Genomic DNA, 15531 nt, shown 5'->3' on the forward strand with positions numbered 1-15531 from the left:
GGCATGGTGCGGGTGGGGCAGGAACTGACGGTGGCGCAGGCAGTGCGGTCATTCCTGCGGCAGGACCCGGACCTGCTCTTCGCGGACGAGGTGCGCACGCTGGCGGACCTGGAGCTCCTCTGTAACGGAGCGCTCACGGGGCACGGTACGGCGTGCGTGCTGGAGGCGAAGACACCCGAGGACGGCTACGCCTGGATGACGGAAGCGATGCCGGGAATCCCCATGGTGACGCTCATCGTGCACCACACGCGCGACGCGGCGACGGGCACCTTCGCGATGACGCTCCACGAAGCGAAGCCCACGGAGGATGGCAGCGCGCTGCGCATCGTCCCGTGGACGCCGTCCGCGTAGTTCAGGCTGGGGCAGGAACAGGGCTCCCTTGCCTCAAGGAAGCCGTGATGTGGCCGTCAACTGCCGCATGCCCCAGCGGCAGGACACGGTGCCATCCGAGCGTCGCAGGGGCTCCACAGCCTGGAGGAACGCGGCTTCGAGTGACGCCTGTGCTCCCGGAGACAACCGGTCCGCGTCATACGTCGTGCGAAGCGAGTCCCAGACCGAACGGGGCTCTCCATCTCCCTGGACGACGAGGTCCTGGACCGTGACGTCCACGAACCCCTCACGGAAGAGCACCTTCAGTCCTTCCACGGAGCGAACCCGCGGGTCGCCCAGCGGCAGCCACGGCTGGGACTCCGCCATGATCAAGGGGCGCAAGAGTCCCGCGAAGCGCTCCACCGCATCGCCGCGCACCATGTCGCCACCGACGACCACGGACACCGTCCCCCCGGGCTTCAGCACGCGTCGGATCTCCGCGAGCACGGTCTCCACGTCATCCATCAACATGAGCGCCAGGTGGCTCAGCACGACGTCGACGCTGGCATCCGCGAAGGGAAGTGCCTGGGCCCGTCCCGCGTGCAGTGTCGCCGCGCCCTTCAACCGGGCCCGTGCCGCCGCGAGCTCATGCTCGCTCATGTCGAGCCCGAGCAACGCCAGCCCCGGCTGCTCCCTCTTCGCGAGCAGTTCCAACAGATGCCCGTCGCCACAGGCGAGATCGAGCACGACCCGTGGCCCGGCATCCCGAGGCACCACCGCCTCCAGCAGCGAGTAGGTGGAGGGAAACGCCGCGCCCTCCCGCAGCACGGGCGCGGTCGCGAACCAGCGCGCGGTCACTCCCGCGAGGCGACCATGGAAGTCGAGCAGGTAGGACTCGGCGGGGGAGCGGGTGGTCATGGAGTCCTCAACGCTTGGGCTTCTTCTTCTGTCCCGCGTTGGTGGCATCGGCGGTGATGCACAGCACGGAGTACAAATTCATCGTGTAGACGCTGTTCTCCGGCTCCAGATCCGCGGCCTTCTGGAAGAACGCGGAGGCGCGGGTGTAGTCGCGGTGGTGGTTGAGGACGATCATCCCCATGCGGTTGTAGAGCGGCGCGGGCTGGGCCAAGAGCGCGATGCTGCGCTCCAGCAGGTCCAGCGCCTCCGTCATCTTCCCCGCGCGCTCCAGCCGCACGACGCGCTGAAGCACCTCCTCCCGGGTGTCCTCCGCACGGGGAGCCGCGGGCTTCGCCGCCAACGCGCCCGCCAGCGACACGGACGGCAACGGCGCCTGCGTCCGAGTCGCCGCCACGTTGGCACCAGATGCCGGGCTCCGAGCCGCCAGAGCCACCGGAGCGGCCGGAGCCACCGGAGCCGGAGCCGCCCGCACCGCCTGCACCGGAGCCGGCGCGACCTCACCCCGGGCCTCCACCTCGGCGGAGGCCAGCGTGCCCACCAGCTTCGTCACCCCGCGCTCCGACAGGGACTCGAACAGCGCGCGCAGCTCCACCTCCGTGACCTGTGTGATGAGCGCCATCTCGGAGAGGGCCGTGCGTCCGTCCACCATCGACAGCACGTACGCCTCGAACGGACTGAGGTTCATGCGCGCGATGTCCAGGCCACCGACGATCACCGGCCGCACCGGCGGTCCCCCCGCCTTGGTCTTCGCCTGGAAGGACACCACCCGCGTCGCCTCCTGCTGCGGAGGCTTGGGAACCCCGCGCGCGCCCGTCTGCTCCGGCTGCGTCAGCAGCGCCCGCACCAGCGACACGTTGTCCCGGGGCGGCAGGTCCTCCACGCTGCGCACGAGCAGCAGCTCGCAGCGCGCGCACTGGAAGTCCCCCGGCTTGCTCGGCGCGCCGCAGTGCGGACACACCAGGTCCTCCGGCGGGTGCTCGAAGGCCTGGAGGTCCGCGTAGTAGTGCTTGCGGATGGCCGCGCGGATGGACCGGCGCACCGCCACGAACGGCAGCACCTGCGCCACGCCCACCGTCTTGGCGATCTCCTCCAGCGCCCGCGCCCGCTGAGGCTCGGAGATGGCCACGTACAGCACGTCCTGCGCCAGCCGCAGCGGCATGAAGTCAAAGCCCTCCGCCAGCCGCACCGGCACCCGCTCCAGCAGCGCTGGGTCCACCTTCGCCTGCGCCAGCTTCTCCGTGGACACGAAGCGCGTCTTCAACTCCTGCGCGAGCAGCCGCAACACCGGCGTCTCATCCACGCCCAGCCGCACCAGGCACTCGCCCAGCTTCTGACCCGTCTCCTGCTGCCGCGCGAGCGCCCGGCTCAACAACTCCGGGGTCAACACCCCGTCCAGGACCAACTGCTCCCCGAGTTTGCGCGCCATGCCCCCGATTCAAGGACGCCCCGACGCGCCCGTCCACCGCCATCCACGCCGCGCCCCCGTTTCCACATTTCCATTTGCGAACGTGTACGGATGACACTAAGATGGTGTCGGAAATACACGAATGGAACGCAGTGAGTGAGGGGGAGCACCGATGTTCTTCGGGTACATGAAGTCGACGCCGACCACGTACGTGATGCAGTACCGGGACGGGGAGGTGGTCCGCGAGGGGGCGGGCCTGTCCTTCCTCTACTGGAAGCCCGCGACGACGCTGGTGTCGGTGCCGCTGTCGAGCGCGGACGTGCCGTTCGCCTTCAACGAGGTCACCCGTGACTTCCAGCCCGTCACCATCCAGGGCCAGCTGACCTATCGGGTCGAGGAGCCGCGCCGGCTGGCGGGGCTCCTGGATTACTCGGTGACGCCCGGGGGGCGCTACCGCTCGGACGACCCGGAGAAGCTGGCGGACCGGCTGGTGCAGGCGGCCCAGGTGCGCGCCCGCGCGGTGGTGCAGTCGCTGGGGCTGCGCGAGGTGCTGGTGCACTCGGACGCGCTGGAGTCCAAGGTGCTGGCGGGGCTCGCGGACGCGGAGGCCGTGAAGGCGCTGGGCGTGCAGGTGATGGCCTTCTCGGTGCTCTCCATCCAGCCCACGCCGGAGATGGCGCGCGCCCTGGAGGCCGCCGCGCGCGAGGGGCTCCAGCGCGAAGCGGACGAGGCCATCTACGCCCGTCGCAACGCGGCCGTGGAGCAGGAGCGGCGCATCAAGGAAAGCGAGCTGGCCACGGAGCTGGTGGTGGAGGAGCGCCAGCGCCAGATTCGCGAGGCGAAGATGGCCGCGGACATCGCGGTGGAGGAGCAGCGCTCGGCCCTCATGGAGCGCTGGGTCCAGAACGAGCGCCAGTCCGCGGACGCGCGCGCGTACTCGCTGGAGCAGACGCTCGCGCCCGTGCGCGGCATGGACTGGAGGACGCTGATGGCCACGTCGTCCAACGGCGGCGACCCGGCCCTCAACATCGCCCTGGCCTTCCGCGAGATGGGCGAGAACGCCCAGCGCATCGGCGAGCTCAACGTGTCCCCGGACCTCTTGCGCTCGCTCATGTCGAACACGCCCCCGCGCGGCAACGACCCGGAGCCGACCCCCAACATCGACCCCAACACCGGCCGCCTCCTGAATCCGGGCGGTGGCCACAAGCCCCCGAAGCCCGGCCGCGCTGCCGTGCAGACCTTCGACCCTCGCGACCGCTGAACCCCTGAAGCCAAGAGAGGCACGCCATGTTCGAGAAGGTGGTGCTCGTCACGCGCAAGACGCGGCTGTCGGACCTGGTGGTGCGCTTCAACACGAAGAAGCAGGCGAAGTTCTACGTGGAGCGCGCCGGCCAGGACTTCACGGGCTTTGAAGAAGAGGACGACACGTACCGCCGCGCGGTGGACGCCCTCCGCGCGCAACTGGACGTGGGGCTGCCGGTGCAGCAGGTGGACCGCTCGCTCGTGCCCACCTTCCTCTTCACCGGCAAGGAGATCGTGGTCGCGGTGGGGCAGGACGGGCTGGTCGCCAACGTGGCCAAGTACGTGGGCGACCAGCCGCTCGTGGGCGTCAACCCGGACCCCGAGCGCTTCGACGGGGTGCTCCTGCCCTTCCTCCCCGCGAAGGCCCGGGCCGCCGTGCAGCGGGTGCTGGAGGGCCGGGGGCACTTCCGCCAGGTGCAGCTCGCGGAGGCGAAGCTGGGGGACGGGCAGCGGCTGCTCGCCTTCAACGACCTGTTCGTCGGCGCGCGCACGCACGTCTCCGCCCGCTACCAGCTGCGCTTCAGCGGGAAGGAGGAGGCGCAGTCGTCCAGCGGCGTGCTCGTGTCCACCGGCGCGGGCTCCAGCGGGTGGTTGTCCTCCGTGTTCGCCCTGGCGCGCGGCCTCACCCAGCAGACGGGCGGGACGCCGGGGCAGCCGTGGAAGCTCGGGTGGGAGGAGGCGCGGCTCGCCTTCGTCGTGCGCGAGCCCTTCGTCAGCCGTCACTCCAGCGCGAACCTCGTCGGCGGCTTCGTCACCGCGAAGGACGAACTGGTGCTCGAATCGCGGATGCCCCAAGGGGGCGTCATCTTCAGCGACGGCATGGAGGAGGACTTCCTCGCCTTCGGCGCGGGCGCCACCGTGCGCATCCGGCCGGCCGAGCAGCGGGCGCGCCTGGTCGTGCCCTGAAACACACCCGACGTTACAGGTCCCCGCACCCCGCGCTCCCGAGTACCCCTGGACCCGCGTCCCATCCCGTTGTTTCCAGGCGCCAGGGCTCCCGGGCGACGGGAGGAGCTCGGCCGCCTTCCTACCCACCGAGCGGGAACGCCGGCCTCGTCCTTCAGGGCACGCACCGTTGGGGGCGGCAGGGCATCTCTACAAGTGTGGGGAGATCGCGCCCGTCCCCCCGTCCGGCAGACGACATCCTGTCCCTTCCCCGGACCTGAAATTCCAGGCATGGTGAGCGCAGTCGCCTTACCTTCGAGTCGAAGCGGTTGGGGTGTAGCGGTCCCAGGTGCAGGCGAAAAACTCACCGGAGTTGCGTCACGTCGTTGATGGGCGTAGGAACGCAAAATCTCCGGGGGGTTGGTCAGGGGTGATCATGGTCGGCCTCGTCATCGCATCGCATGGACGTCTGGCGGATGAGCTGGTCTCAACCGCGGAGCAGATCGTGGGCAAGCTGCCCGCGGTGGCGACTTGCAGCATCGAGCCGGGGGCCCCTGTCGAGGACCTGCGCGCCAAGATGAAGCTGGCCGTCAAGACCGTGGACGAAGGGGACGGCGTCATCATCATGGCCGACCTGTTCGGAGGTACGCCCTGTAAGGAATCGCTGATGATGTGTCAGCGGATGAATCTGGAAGTCCTGGCCGGCGTCAATCTGCCCATGCTGCTGAAGGCCAATTCGCTCCGTTCGGAGCAGATGGCCCTTTCGGAGATGGCCAACCAGCTGGCGTCGTACGGCCAGCGCAACATCACCTGTGCGTCCGCCCTGCTTCGCGAGGCCCAGCAGCAGCCGCGAACTTGACGGACCCGCGCGGGTCGGCGATTCGAGACTGCCGTGATCACCCTGGTCCGCGTCGACAACCGCCTCATCCATGGTCAGGTCGTCGAGGCCTGGCTCCCCCACCTCAAGGTGTCCCGCGTGGTGGTGGCGGATGATGAGGCGGCTTCCAGTCCCCTCATTCGCGCCGCGATGGCGCTCGCCGTGCAAAGTGCCATCGAGGTGCAGATCCTCCCCCTGGCCCAGGTGGACTTCGCCGCCCTGTCGAAGGACGGCGTCCGCACCCTGGTGCTCCTGAGGGACGTCTCCTCCGTGCCGTTCGCCTTCCAGCACGGGCTGGTGATGGACCAGCTCAACCTGGGCAACGTGCACTTCGGCACCGGCCGCCGTCAGGTGTCGCCGTCCGTCTTCCTGGCGGAAGGGGAGCTGCAGGCCCTCCAGCAGCTCTCCGAACAGGGCGTGCGCGTGGAGGCGCGCGCGGTGCCCGCGGAGAAGTCGGTGGACCTGCCTGATTTGACCGAGCGCTGGTCGAAGGCCGGGTGAACCGGTGAACGTCGGCTGGACCCAGGTGGCGCTGGCGTGTCTCTGGGGCGGATTGGTGGCCGTGGAGCGCAAGGCGTTCCTCCAGGCCATGCTGTCCCGGCCCCTGGTGGCCGCCACGTTCATGGGCGCCCTCCTGGGGGATGTCGGCAGCGGCCTGTCCGTGGGCATGCTCCTGGAGCTGTTCTACCTGGGCACCGCCAACCTGGGCGCCTCGCTGCCGGAGAACGACACGCTGGCGGCCACCGGCACCGCCGCCGCCGCCGCCACGCTGACAGCCGCCACCGGCGCGGGCTCCACGCCGGCCATCTGGTCGCTGGCCGTCCTGCTCTTCATCGGCCTGGGCCGGGTGGGGCGCCGGTTGGACCGGCTGCTGGAGGGGTACTCCGCGCGGCTCGCCCGCGTGGCCCTGGCGTCCGCGGAGGCCGGCAATCTCACGCGCGCCATGCGCCAGAACCTGTGGGGCATGTGGCCGCACTTCGCGGGCTACGGCGCCATCACCGGCGCGTGCGCGCTGGCGGGCTTCTTCCTGGAGCCCGTGCTGGCGGTGCTGCCGCAGGGGCTGGTGCGTGGGCTGGCGTGGGCGTACCCGGCCATGGCCTGCGTGGCGGCGGCCATCGCCGCGCAGAGCAGCCACGCGAAGCGCGCGCCCCTTTTCGCGGGGCTCGCGGCGGCGGGCGTCACGGTGGCGGTGCTCCTCTCCAAACTCCAGGAGCGGCCATGAGCACCACCACGCCCGTCGCTCCCACGGTGAGTGCCCCCACGCATCCGCCAGCGCGGCTGTCGCGCGGCACGGTGCTGCGCGTGTTCCTGCGCTCGCTCTTCCTCCAGGCGTCGTGGAACCCCAAGGGGATGCAGAACCTGGGGCTCGCGTACGCGGTGTATCCCGCGCTGGAGCGGCTGTACCCGCCGGGGCCCCTGCGCGAGGCGGCGGTGCGCCGGCACCTGGTCTTCTTCAACACGCACCCGTACGTGGCGGCGGCCATCGTGGGCGGCGTCGTCAACCACGAGCAGAAGATCGCCCGGGGGGAGGAGACGCCGGACCGCGTGGTGAGCTTCAAGGCGGCGCTGATGGGGCCGCTGGCGGCGCTGGGGGACGGGTTCTTCTGGCTGTCGCTCAAGCCCGCGGTGGGCGGCCTGTGCGCGGCGATGGTGCCGCTCTTGGGCGTGTGGGCGGTGGCGCTCTTCCTGGTGCTCTACAACCTGGTGCACCTGCTCTTGCGCATCCGGCTGTACTGGCTGGGGCTGAGCCTGGGCGACCGCTTGGTGGAGGCGGTGGCGCGGGTGAACCTTCCCGCGAAGGGCGCGCGCCTGAGGGGCGTGGCGGCCGCGAGCGCCGGAGGGCTGGCGGCGTGGCTGGCGGTGAGCTTCGGGGCGACGGCGGGCGGCACCTGGGCGGTGTTCCTGTCGGTGGGCTGCCTGGCGGTGGGGGTGCTGGCCTATGTGCTCGTCAGCCGGCGGGTCCCCACCTACATGGTTCTCTATGTCGCGGCGGGATTGGCCTGCGCGGCGGGGGCCTTTCTTTAGCGTGGACGAACCACAGCAGCAGCAGGAGTCGTGATGCCGAGCGAGGCCCAGGGAACATTCGAGATCGTCAACGCGCTGGGGCTGCATGCCCGGGCCGCGGCGCAGATGGTCAAGGTGGCCAACCGCTTCAAGAGCGAGGTCTTCATCGCGGCGGAGGGCAACCGCGCGAACGCCAAGTCCATCATGGGCGTGCTGATGCTCGCGGCGGGGCAGGGCGTGCAGGTGACCATCACCTGCAAGGGCGAGGACGCGGACGCGTGCCTGTCCGAATTGAAAAAGCTCATCGCGGACCGCTTTGGCGAAGCGCAGTGAGCGTGGAAGATAGACCCCCTCCCAGGGCAGGGAACGAACCGTGAGCAGCCAGGCCACCCCTACACTCAGGTTGACGGGCATCGGCGCCTCCCCGGGCGTAGCGGTGGGCCACGCCTTCATCCTCGACCGCAAGCGCATCCGCACGCCCAAGCTGCGCCTCGCCGACGCCGAGGTGGAGCCGGAGCGCATGCGGATGAAGACGGCGATTGATTTATCCGACCGCCAACTCGCGGAGCTGAAGGACCAGATCACGCGCACGGAGGGCAGCGACCACGCCCTCATCCTGGAAGCGCACCGGCTGATGCTCCACGACCCCATGCTCGTGGATGAGGTGAACCGCCTCATCGTGGAGGACCGCATCAACGCGGAGTGGGCGGTGCGCCGCACGGCCCGGAAGATAAAGCACCTGTTCGACAACATCCCGGACGAGTACTTCCGCGAGCGCCGCTCGGACGTGGACTACGTGGCCGACCGCATCATCCGCAACCTGATGGGCCAGGTGGTGGACGAGGAGGTGGAGGTCCCCGCGGAGGCCATCGTGGTGGCGCACGACCTGCCGCCCGCGGACGCGGCGATGATGGCCCGGAGCGGTCGCGTCGCGGGCTTCGTCACGGACCTGGGGGGCCAGACGAGCCACACGGCCATCGTGGCCCGCGCGCGGGAGACGCCCGCGGTGGTGGGCGCGGGGCGCGCGAGCGAACAGATTTCCCCGGGCGACCTGGTCGCGATGGACGGCACGCGCGGCGTGGTGCTGGTGAACCCGTCGGAGGACCAGCTGGCGCTCTTCCGTGAGGAGCAGCGCCGCTACCAGGAGAGCGAGCAGCTGGCGCTCAGCACGAAGGACCAGCCGGCGGTGAGCACGGACGGCTTCCGCATCCGGCTCAACGGCAACATGGAGTTCCTGGAGGAGATCCCCTCGCTGCTGGCGCACGGCGCGGAGGGCATTGGCCTGTACCGCACCGAGTTCATGTTCCTGGACCGGAAGACGGCGCCCACGGAGGAGGAGCACTACCGCGCCTACAAGCAGGTGCTGGAGGCGATGGGCGGCCGTCCCGTCACCATCCGCACGCTGGACCTGGGCGGCGACAAGGTGCCGGGCAAGACGAAGCACGAGAAGGAACCCAACCCGGCCATGGGGTTGAGGGCCATCCGCTACTGCCTGTCCAACCGGGAGCTGTTCCGGGTGCAGCTCCGGGCGCTGTTGCGCGCGAGCGTGCACGGCAACATGCGGCTGATGTTCCCCCTCATCTGCGGGGTGAGCGAGCTGCGGGAGGCCCGCAGCGAGCTGGAGGCGTGCCGCACGGCGCTGGGGCGGGCCGGGGTGCCGGTGGGCAAGCGCTTCCCGGTGGGCATCATGGTGGAGACGCCGAGCGCGGCGACCATCGCGGACCGGCTGGCGCAGGAAGCGGACTTCTTCTCCATCGGGACGAACGACCTCATCCAGTACTCGCTGGCCATCGACCGCCAGAACCGCGAGGTGGCGTACCTCTACCGGCCGCTGCACCTGTCGGTGCTGCGCATGCTCCAGGGCATCGTGGACGCGGCGAAGGGTGCCAACATCCCGGTGTCCATGTGCGGCGAGATGGCCGGGGATCCGCTCTTCACGCTGGTGCTGCTGGCGCTGGGCTTCGACGAGCTGTCGATGACGTCCGGGCAGATTCCGGTGGTGAAGCGGCTGATGCGACGGGTGAGCCGCCGGGAAGCGACGGAGATGCTCCAGGGCGCCATGGAGCTGACGACGGCGGAGGAGATTGAGCGCTATGTGCGCACGGAGATGGACCGGCGCTTCAGCGGCCCGGAGGGCTCGCTGCTGACCTCGCTGCGCGACGTGGAGCCCGAGTCCGTGTAGGCGGCACTGCTCCCCCCGTTGCGACAGCAGATGGGGGGTCGCCGTTTCCAGGGGGAATGCACACTTTGGCCGGACACGGATGCAGGAGGCAGCAGCGTGTTCAAGGCAACGGACATTCAGCGGGGCATGACGGTGCGGGACCGGGACGGTGAAGCCCTGGGCGGCATCGTCGCGGTGGACCCGCGAGGTTTCACCATCGGGAAGGGGCGGGTCTTCGAGAAGGAGTACCCGGTGCGCTTCTGCGACGTCGCGGACCTGGACGGGGATGACGTCTACCTGCGCCGGGACCTGGCGCACCTTCCGGGCGCGGTGCTGGCCGAAGGTGGAGCGGACGAGGATGACAGCGCCCTCAAGCCGAACCGCCCGGTGGCCTACACCCACGACCTGACAGGCGCGCTGGTGCCCATGGAGTAGGGCGGGGCACCCACCCTGGTTCGGGACCGGGCCGTGAGGAAGCAGGAGCTTCCTCGCGGCTCATTCGCGTTTGAGGATGACGCCGTCGTCGCTGACGGCGTAGCTCGCACCGGCGTCCATGACCTCGGACCTGAGCCCGCAGCGCTCATCTTCCAGGGGCGTGAAGTGGATGAAGGTCATCTTGTCGCCGGGCTGGACCCAGGCGTCGTAGGTCGTGAGCTGGAACAGGCAATGGGTCATGGGGTCCGCGTCGCCAGGCGCGTTCCGTCCCGGAGGCATGAAGTCGTCCAGCGCGATTTGAAGGGCCTTGAGTTGGGGGCCCTGCAGGGTGGTGGACGCCGCCTTGCTCCACTCCGGGAACTGGATGCCCTGGGCGACTTCCGGAGGCGCCACGGGGGCCGGACGGTGCAGGTGCAGGCAGCCCGTCGCCGTGAAGAGCAGCACTGCCAGTCCCATGTGCTTCATGTGTCCTCGCTCCTGGGGGCTTCGTCCGTGAACTGTACGGTCACTCTCCACGCAGGTCGTCCGTGATTCGCTTCACGGGGACGAATTGACCCCCTTCGAGGATGAAGACGGTGCGGCCCTGGAAGTCATAGAGGCGGATCTCACACACGGGATTGAACATCATCCGGAAGTAGTAGCGCTGCGTGCGCAACTGGAGATCCTCGGGGGAGAACCCGGTGATGGCGGGATGGCTGTGGAAATCCGCGTAGATGTTGACCGTCTGCGCGTCAGGGTCGGAGACGAACTCTGGAGGCCTGCAAGACTTCCTTCCGCCCGGCATGGGCAGCGGATGGCTGAGCGTCGAGGGATGGCTGGCGTAGAAAGCCGACTCGAAATTCCGTTGGTAGATGACTCCGCAGTACTCCTGCCCCTCGCGTGTATTTCCTGCCGTGGCTCCGGGTAACTCCTTCACCACGGTGCAGAGTTCGGGTGCCAGGGTCATCAGGCTGTCGAAGGGGCCCACCATGGGGCCGGCAACGACAAGGCGGCGCTGGGGATCGAGCCAGAATCGGGTCGAACCTCCCGCCGCGCACCCTGTCAGCATGAACATGAGGACAGGCGCGAACGCCCAGGCTCGCAAGGTGACACTGCGTCGCGGATGAGCGCGTCCGGGCTTCGGTGCCATCCAAAGACGCTAGCGATGGAGTCTGACGCTCCATCGCCAGCGCTTCACTTCGGACGGGGATCCTCGCCATTGGCAGGGTCCCCGTCTTCGTCGTTGTGCCTGCCGTGGCGTCCGGTCATGGGCGTCAGCGCCCGGGCCACGGGGCGCAGCACCACCAGGGACAGCAGCGCCAGTCCCACCGTGACACCCGCCGCCAGGTACATCCCCAGCCCGCAGGCCAGTCCCACCGCCGCGGTCACCCAGAGGTTGGCCGCGGTGGTGAGCCCCTTCACCGCGCCGCCTTCGCGCAGGATGACGCCCGCGCCCAGGAAGCCGATGCCCACCACAATCTGACTGGCGATGCGGCTGATGTCCGCCTGCGACCCGCCGGGCGACACGCCCGGCTGGAGCATCCACTCCGTGTAGATGCTGGAGAGCGTGAAACAGCACGACCCCAGCGCGACCAACGTGTGCGTGCGCAGCCCCGCACTCTGGCTGCGCGCCTCGCGCTCCACGCCCAGGATGCCGCCCAGGAACGTGGCCAGCACCAACCGACCGATGAGGACGAAGGGATCCACTGGGACGCGACGTTACTCGCCCAGTTCGATCTTCTCGTCCTTGTCCGCTTCGTTCAGTTCGGGATTGGGCAGCGTGTCCAACGTCGCCACCAGCAGCTTGTACGAAGGCACCACATAGGGCGCCACGTCCGGCCCCAGCTCCTTCACGTACTGGTCCGCGCGCTCGTTGTACTTCTCGTCCTTCGAGTCCCAGCTCCCCGCCGACTCCGCCGCCCACACCTCTTCGCCGTCACGGCAACGGATGAGCTGCGCCTTGAGCGCCACCTCCGCCCCGTCGCCCACCTGCTTCACCTGCGGATCCAACCACAGCACGCCCTCAATCCCCTCCACGCACTGGTCCTTGAACGTCGCGTCCGTAGGCCGCTCCGGCAGGGACGTGTTCTCCTTCACCAGGAAGTCCCGGTTCTGGTTCAGCCACTGCCGCGCGATGAGGCTCCACAGGTCACCCACGTACTGCTTGCCCGGGGGGAACGGCTGCGTCACCACCGCCAGCCGCTTCACCTGCTGCCGGTCCACCGTCGCGTAGTCCGCGCGCAGCCGCTGGCTCTTCACCGCGCTCGCGCAGCCCGCCAGCATCATCAGGCCCAGCACCGGCCCCAGTCGCTTGAACGTCCCCATGGCTTGAAGCTCCTCAATCAAGAAGAAGCCCCGCGCTTCCCATGGCAGGGAAGGCGGGGCCCAGGTCCGGCGCGGGATATTAAGCGCTTCTGCCGCGCTGTCAGGCCGCGCGTGTGGAAGACGCGTCGCCGCCGCCCGTCGAACCGTTCGACGGTGAGCGGCCCGCGTCACGCTGCCGCTTGTCGTGCATGAGCTGCATCACCGCCGCCAGCACCGTGAAGGACACCAGCAGCGTGGTGATGAGGCCGATGCAGGCGATGATGCCCATGGAGCGCACGCCGTTGTGGCCGGCCACCAGCAGCGCCGCGAAGCCCGCGACCGCCGTCAGCGTGGAGGACGCCACCGCCGCGCCCACGCTGCGCAGCGCCACCAGCGGGGACGTGCCTTCCAGGAAGCGGTGCAGCAGGTACAGACCGTGGCTCACGCCGAAGCCCAGCAGGATGGGCAGGATGATGACGTTCATGAAGTTCAGGCGGATGTCGAACAGCGCCATGAAGCCCAGCATCATCGCCAGACCCACCGTCAGCGGAATCACGGACGCCAGCGCCAGCTTCGCGTTGCGGAAGTCCGCGAAGTGCATCGCGAGGATCCACAGCGCGGTGAGGACGATGGTGAGCTTCGCGTCCTTCAGCACCATGCGCGCCAGCGACGCGTACAGCTGCGTGGCGCCCGCGGCGCGGAACTCCTTCTCCACCGGCGTGCCCTGGGGCCCGTCCGTGAACTTGCCCGGCGTCACCATGGCCTTGATGGAGCGCGTCTGGTCCGCGAACTGGAGCATCTGCTTGCCGTCCCACAGGTCCACGCTCGGGTAGATGAACGTGAGGTAGCCGTGGTTCTCCGGGCGGGTGCTGGGCAGGTGGCGGAACTGCGTGGCGTAGATCTCCGGCACGTGGTGCACGTCGAAGGGACGCGCCTCCAGCATCTTCAGGAACAGCTGCGCCTTCTCCTGCGTCTCCGGCGGCAGCGACGACACCTCGATGTCCTTCAGCTCCGCCTGCCACTCCTCCAGGATCTTCGTGTTCGCCTGCGCGATGCCTTCCGGCGGCACGAAGGTGAAGAGGCTCATCACCTGGGAGATGGTGGGACGCTTCTTCGGGTCGGCCGTCAGCTCCTTGTAGAGGGCCTCCGTCTCCGCCAGGTCCTTGGTGTAGATGGCCAACGGGTCGCTGGCGATCTTGAAGCGGTCGTTGATTTCATCCTGCAGCACCACCGACGGCTGGTTGGCCGGCATCAGCGCGCGGGTGTTGTAGTTGAAGCGCACGCCGTACGGCAGGCGCGTGAAGAAGTCCGCGCCCGCGGGGGGCTCGCCGTCCTTCCACGGGATGGCCGCGCCGCACACCACCGCCACCACCACGCAGCCCACCGCCAGCACCAGGCCCGGACGCGGGATGCGCATCTCGTTGCCGGAGGCGTTGTTCACCGCCGGCGGCTTCATCACGCCAATCAGCTTCTGCGGCAGCTCCGGGTTCCTGCGGCCCGCCAGCGCCAGCAGCGCCGGGCACCAGGAGAACAGCGTCACGCCCAGCACCAGCGTGCCCGTGCCGGCCAGGGCGCCGAACTGGGAGAAGCCCTTGAAGTCGCTCACCATCAGCACGAAGAAGGAGCCCGCCACCACCACCGCGGACACCAGCGCCGGACGGCCCGCGTTGATGACCGCGTCGCGGATGGCCACGTCGTATCGCTTGCCCGCGCCCAGCTCCAGGCGCGTGCGGAAGATGAAGTGGATGCCGTAGTCGATGCCAAACCCCATCAGGATGCCGCCCAGGATGGAGGTGATCATGTTCAGCTCACCCACCGCCACGTAGGTGAAGCCCAGCGTGTACAGCGTGCCCGCCACCGTGCCGCTCACCACGATGAGCGTGGGGGCCCACTTGCGGAAGAACGCGATGGTGATGGCGAAGATGGCCACCAGCGCCAGGATGGTCACCGGCTGGAGCGACTCCTCGATGGCGTACGAGTCGTCCACCGCCGTCTTGTAGGAACCCGTGAAGCCGTAGGCGACCGTCTTCTTGTCGCCCATCTTGTAGTAGTCCTCCACCAGCTGCACGCCACCGGCGTTGGACTGGGAGTAGTCCGCCAGGTCCTTGCGCAGCTTCTCCACGTAGTCCTTCGTCTGGCCAATCTGGTTCGTGTCCCACATCGGCTTGATGAGGAGCAGCAGCAGCTTGCGGTCCTGGGAGATGTAGTAGTCGTCCGCGATGCTCTTGTTGCCAACGCTGGAGTACTTGTCGACCAGGTCCTGCAGGTCCAGCTTCACCGGCTCCGTCTTCTTGATCTCGATGTAGAACGGGTTGCTGCGGCGGATCTGATCCTTGAGGAACGCCATGATGCGGCGCTTGCCCTCGGCCAGGTCCTCCGTCTTCACGAACAGCACCATGTTCTGCTGCACGAACTCGACGGGGATCTTGTACGTGAGCGAGCGCGCGTGCTCCTTGTCCTTGCCCACCATCACGGCCAGGTCGTCCGCGACGCGCTTGAGCGTGGCCTCGTCGTCGCCGCGCAGCGCGACCATGAAGAAGCCGCTGCCGCCCACCATGTCGATGACGCGCTTGACGTCCTTCACCTCCTGGAGGTCCTGGGAGATGAGGTCCAGCTGGTTCGAATTGATGGTCAGCTTCGACGTGCCCCAGACGGCCAGACCGAGCAGCAGCAGCAGCACGGTCATGACAGCGCCGGGGCGACGGACCAGCATCTCGGCGTAGGCGACGGCGAGGCGGGGCGGGGGATGCGAGGAGGGATTGCCGCTCATGGGCGCGGGACCCTATCGACAAAACACCCCGCCCGGAAGCGAAGCCGGGCACGCCCGTCCGCCTGACCGCCGCGCGAGTCCGGACCTCCCAACTCCCGGGAATAACCGGGCCTTACGGGCCCGATGCGCCCCGTCAGCGCCCCGGAGGGCCCACCAGGGGGACGGCCAGCACGTCGGGGGGG

17 protein-coding genes are annotated in these 15531 nt (G+C 68.9%); 10 read left to right on the top strand and 7 right to left on the bottom strand.

Features of this window, described 5'->3' with window-relative positions:
* The coding region (locus D7Y13_RS25650; protein WP_167508776.1) for an ATPase, T2SS/T4P/T4SS family at positions 1–351 on the top strand (351 nt) is incomplete at its 5' end.
* 33 nt (positions 352–384) lie between these two features.
* Here D7Y13_RS25650 and D7Y13_RS25655 read toward each other — a convergent pair.
* A complete protein-coding gene (locus D7Y13_RS25655) occupies positions 385–1227 on the bottom strand; it encodes a class I SAM-dependent methyltransferase (protein WP_120584941.1) in 843 nt (280 codons plus the stop codon).
* A gap of 7 nt (positions 1228–1234) precedes the next feature.
* Positions 1235–2653: a GspE/PulE/PilB domain-containing protein gene (locus D7Y13_RS25660; RefSeq protein WP_120584940.1), complete on the bottom strand. Its 1419-nt coding sequence runs from the start codon at positions 2651–2653 to the stop codon at positions 1235–1237.
* A 151-nt stretch (positions 2654–2804) separates the two neighbouring features.
* Here D7Y13_RS25660 and D7Y13_RS25665 point away from each other — a divergent pair, with 151 nt between their 5' ends.
* The 9 genes from D7Y13_RS25665 (at position 2805) to D7Y13_RS25705 (ending at position 10296) form a co-directional block, all read left to right on the top strand.
* On the top strand, positions 2805–3893 hold the full coding sequence (locus D7Y13_RS25665; RefSeq protein WP_120534867.1) for an SPFH domain-containing protein: 1089 nt from the start codon (positions 2805–2807) through the stop codon (positions 3891–3893).
* Between the two features lie 26 nt (positions 3894–3919).
* The gene (locus D7Y13_RS25670; protein WP_120584939.1) at positions 3920–4840 is read left to right on the top strand and encodes a diacylglycerol kinase catalytic domain-containing protein; all 921 of its coding nucleotides are present in this window, start codon (positions 3920–3922) and stop codon (positions 4838–4840) included.
* 415 nt (positions 4841–5255) lie between these two features.
* Entirely contained in the window at positions 5256–5678 is a 423-nt protein-coding gene (locus tag D7Y13_RS25675) for a PTS sugar transporter subunit IIA (protein WP_120534882.1), read from the top strand.
* 33 nt (positions 5679–5711) lie between these two features.
* Positions 5712–6197, top strand: coding sequence for a PTS sugar transporter subunit IIB (locus tag D7Y13_RS25680; RefSeq protein ID WP_120534869.1), 486 nt, complete (start codon positions 5712–5714; stop codon positions 6195–6197).
* A gap of 4 nt (positions 6198–6201) precedes the next feature.
* Positions 6202–6918, top strand: coding sequence for a PTS sugar transporter subunit IIC (locus tag D7Y13_RS25685; RefSeq protein WP_120534870.1), 717 nt, complete (start codon positions 6202–6204; stop codon positions 6916–6918).
* Positions 6915–7721 (top strand): PTS system mannose/fructose/sorbose family transporter subunit IID, encoded by an 807-nt coding sequence (locus tag D7Y13_RS48760; RefSeq protein ID WP_120534871.1) that lies wholly within the window; start codon positions 6915–6917, stop codon positions 7719–7721. The genes D7Y13_RS25685 and D7Y13_RS48760 overlap by 4 nt, the downstream gene beginning before the upstream one ends.
* Before the next feature lie 33 nt (positions 7722–7754).
* Positions 7755–8033 carry an HPr family phosphocarrier protein gene (locus tag D7Y13_RS25695; RefSeq protein WP_120534872.1) on the top strand — a complete coding sequence of 93 codons (279 nt, stop codon included), beginning with the start codon at positions 7755–7757 and terminating at the stop codon, positions 8031–8033.
* 40 nt (positions 8034–8073) lie between these two features.
* Positions 8074–9882 carry a phosphoenolpyruvate--protein phosphotransferase gene (ptsP, locus tag D7Y13_RS25700; RefSeq protein WP_120534873.1) on the top strand — a complete coding sequence of 603 codons (1809 nt, stop codon included), beginning with the start codon at positions 8074–8076 and terminating at the stop codon, positions 9880–9882.
* A gap of 96 nt (positions 9883–9978) precedes the next feature.
* Entirely contained in the window at positions 9979–10296 is a 318-nt protein-coding gene (locus D7Y13_RS25705) for a hypothetical protein (RefSeq protein ID WP_120584938.1), read from the top strand.
* Between the two features lie 60 nt (positions 10297–10356).
* Here the strand turns inward: D7Y13_RS25705 and D7Y13_RS25710 are convergent, their stop codons facing one another.
* The 5 genes from D7Y13_RS25710 to D7Y13_RS25730 form a co-directional block, all read right to left on the bottom strand.
* The gene (locus D7Y13_RS25710; RefSeq protein ID WP_120534875.1) at positions 10357–10761 is read right to left on the bottom strand and encodes a hypothetical protein; all 405 of its coding nucleotides are present in this window, start codon (positions 10759–10761) and stop codon (positions 10357–10359) included.
* Positions 10762–10801: 40 nt separating this feature from the next.
* Positions 10802–11266, bottom strand: a complete 465-nt coding sequence (locus D7Y13_RS25715) for a DUF4329 domain-containing protein (protein WP_233595785.1) — start codon at positions 11264–11266, stop codon at positions 10802–10804.
* 203 nt (positions 11267–11469) lie between these two features.
* The gene (locus D7Y13_RS25720) at positions 11470–11982 is read right to left on the bottom strand and encodes an MgtC/SapB family protein (protein WP_120534876.1); all 513 of its coding nucleotides are present in this window, start codon (positions 11980–11982) and stop codon (positions 11470–11472) included.
* Between the two features lie 12 nt (positions 11983–11994).
* Positions 11995–12600 carry an MXAN_6521/LA_1396 family lipoprotein gene (locus D7Y13_RS25725; protein ID WP_120584936.1) on the bottom strand — a complete coding sequence of 202 codons (606 nt, stop codon included), beginning with the start codon at positions 12598–12600 and terminating at the stop codon, positions 11995–11997.
* A gap of 100 nt (positions 12601–12700) precedes the next feature.
* Positions 12701–15349, bottom strand: coding sequence for an efflux RND transporter permease subunit (locus D7Y13_RS25730; protein WP_120584935.1), 2649 nt, complete (start codon positions 15347–15349; stop codon positions 12701–12703).
* Positions 15350–15531 lie beyond the last annotated feature (182 nt).

This window comes from Corallococcus praedator (genome assembly GCF_003612125.1).
GTDB classification, from domain to species: Bacteria; Myxococcota; Myxococcia; order Myxococcales; family Myxococcaceae; genus Corallococcus; species Corallococcus praedator.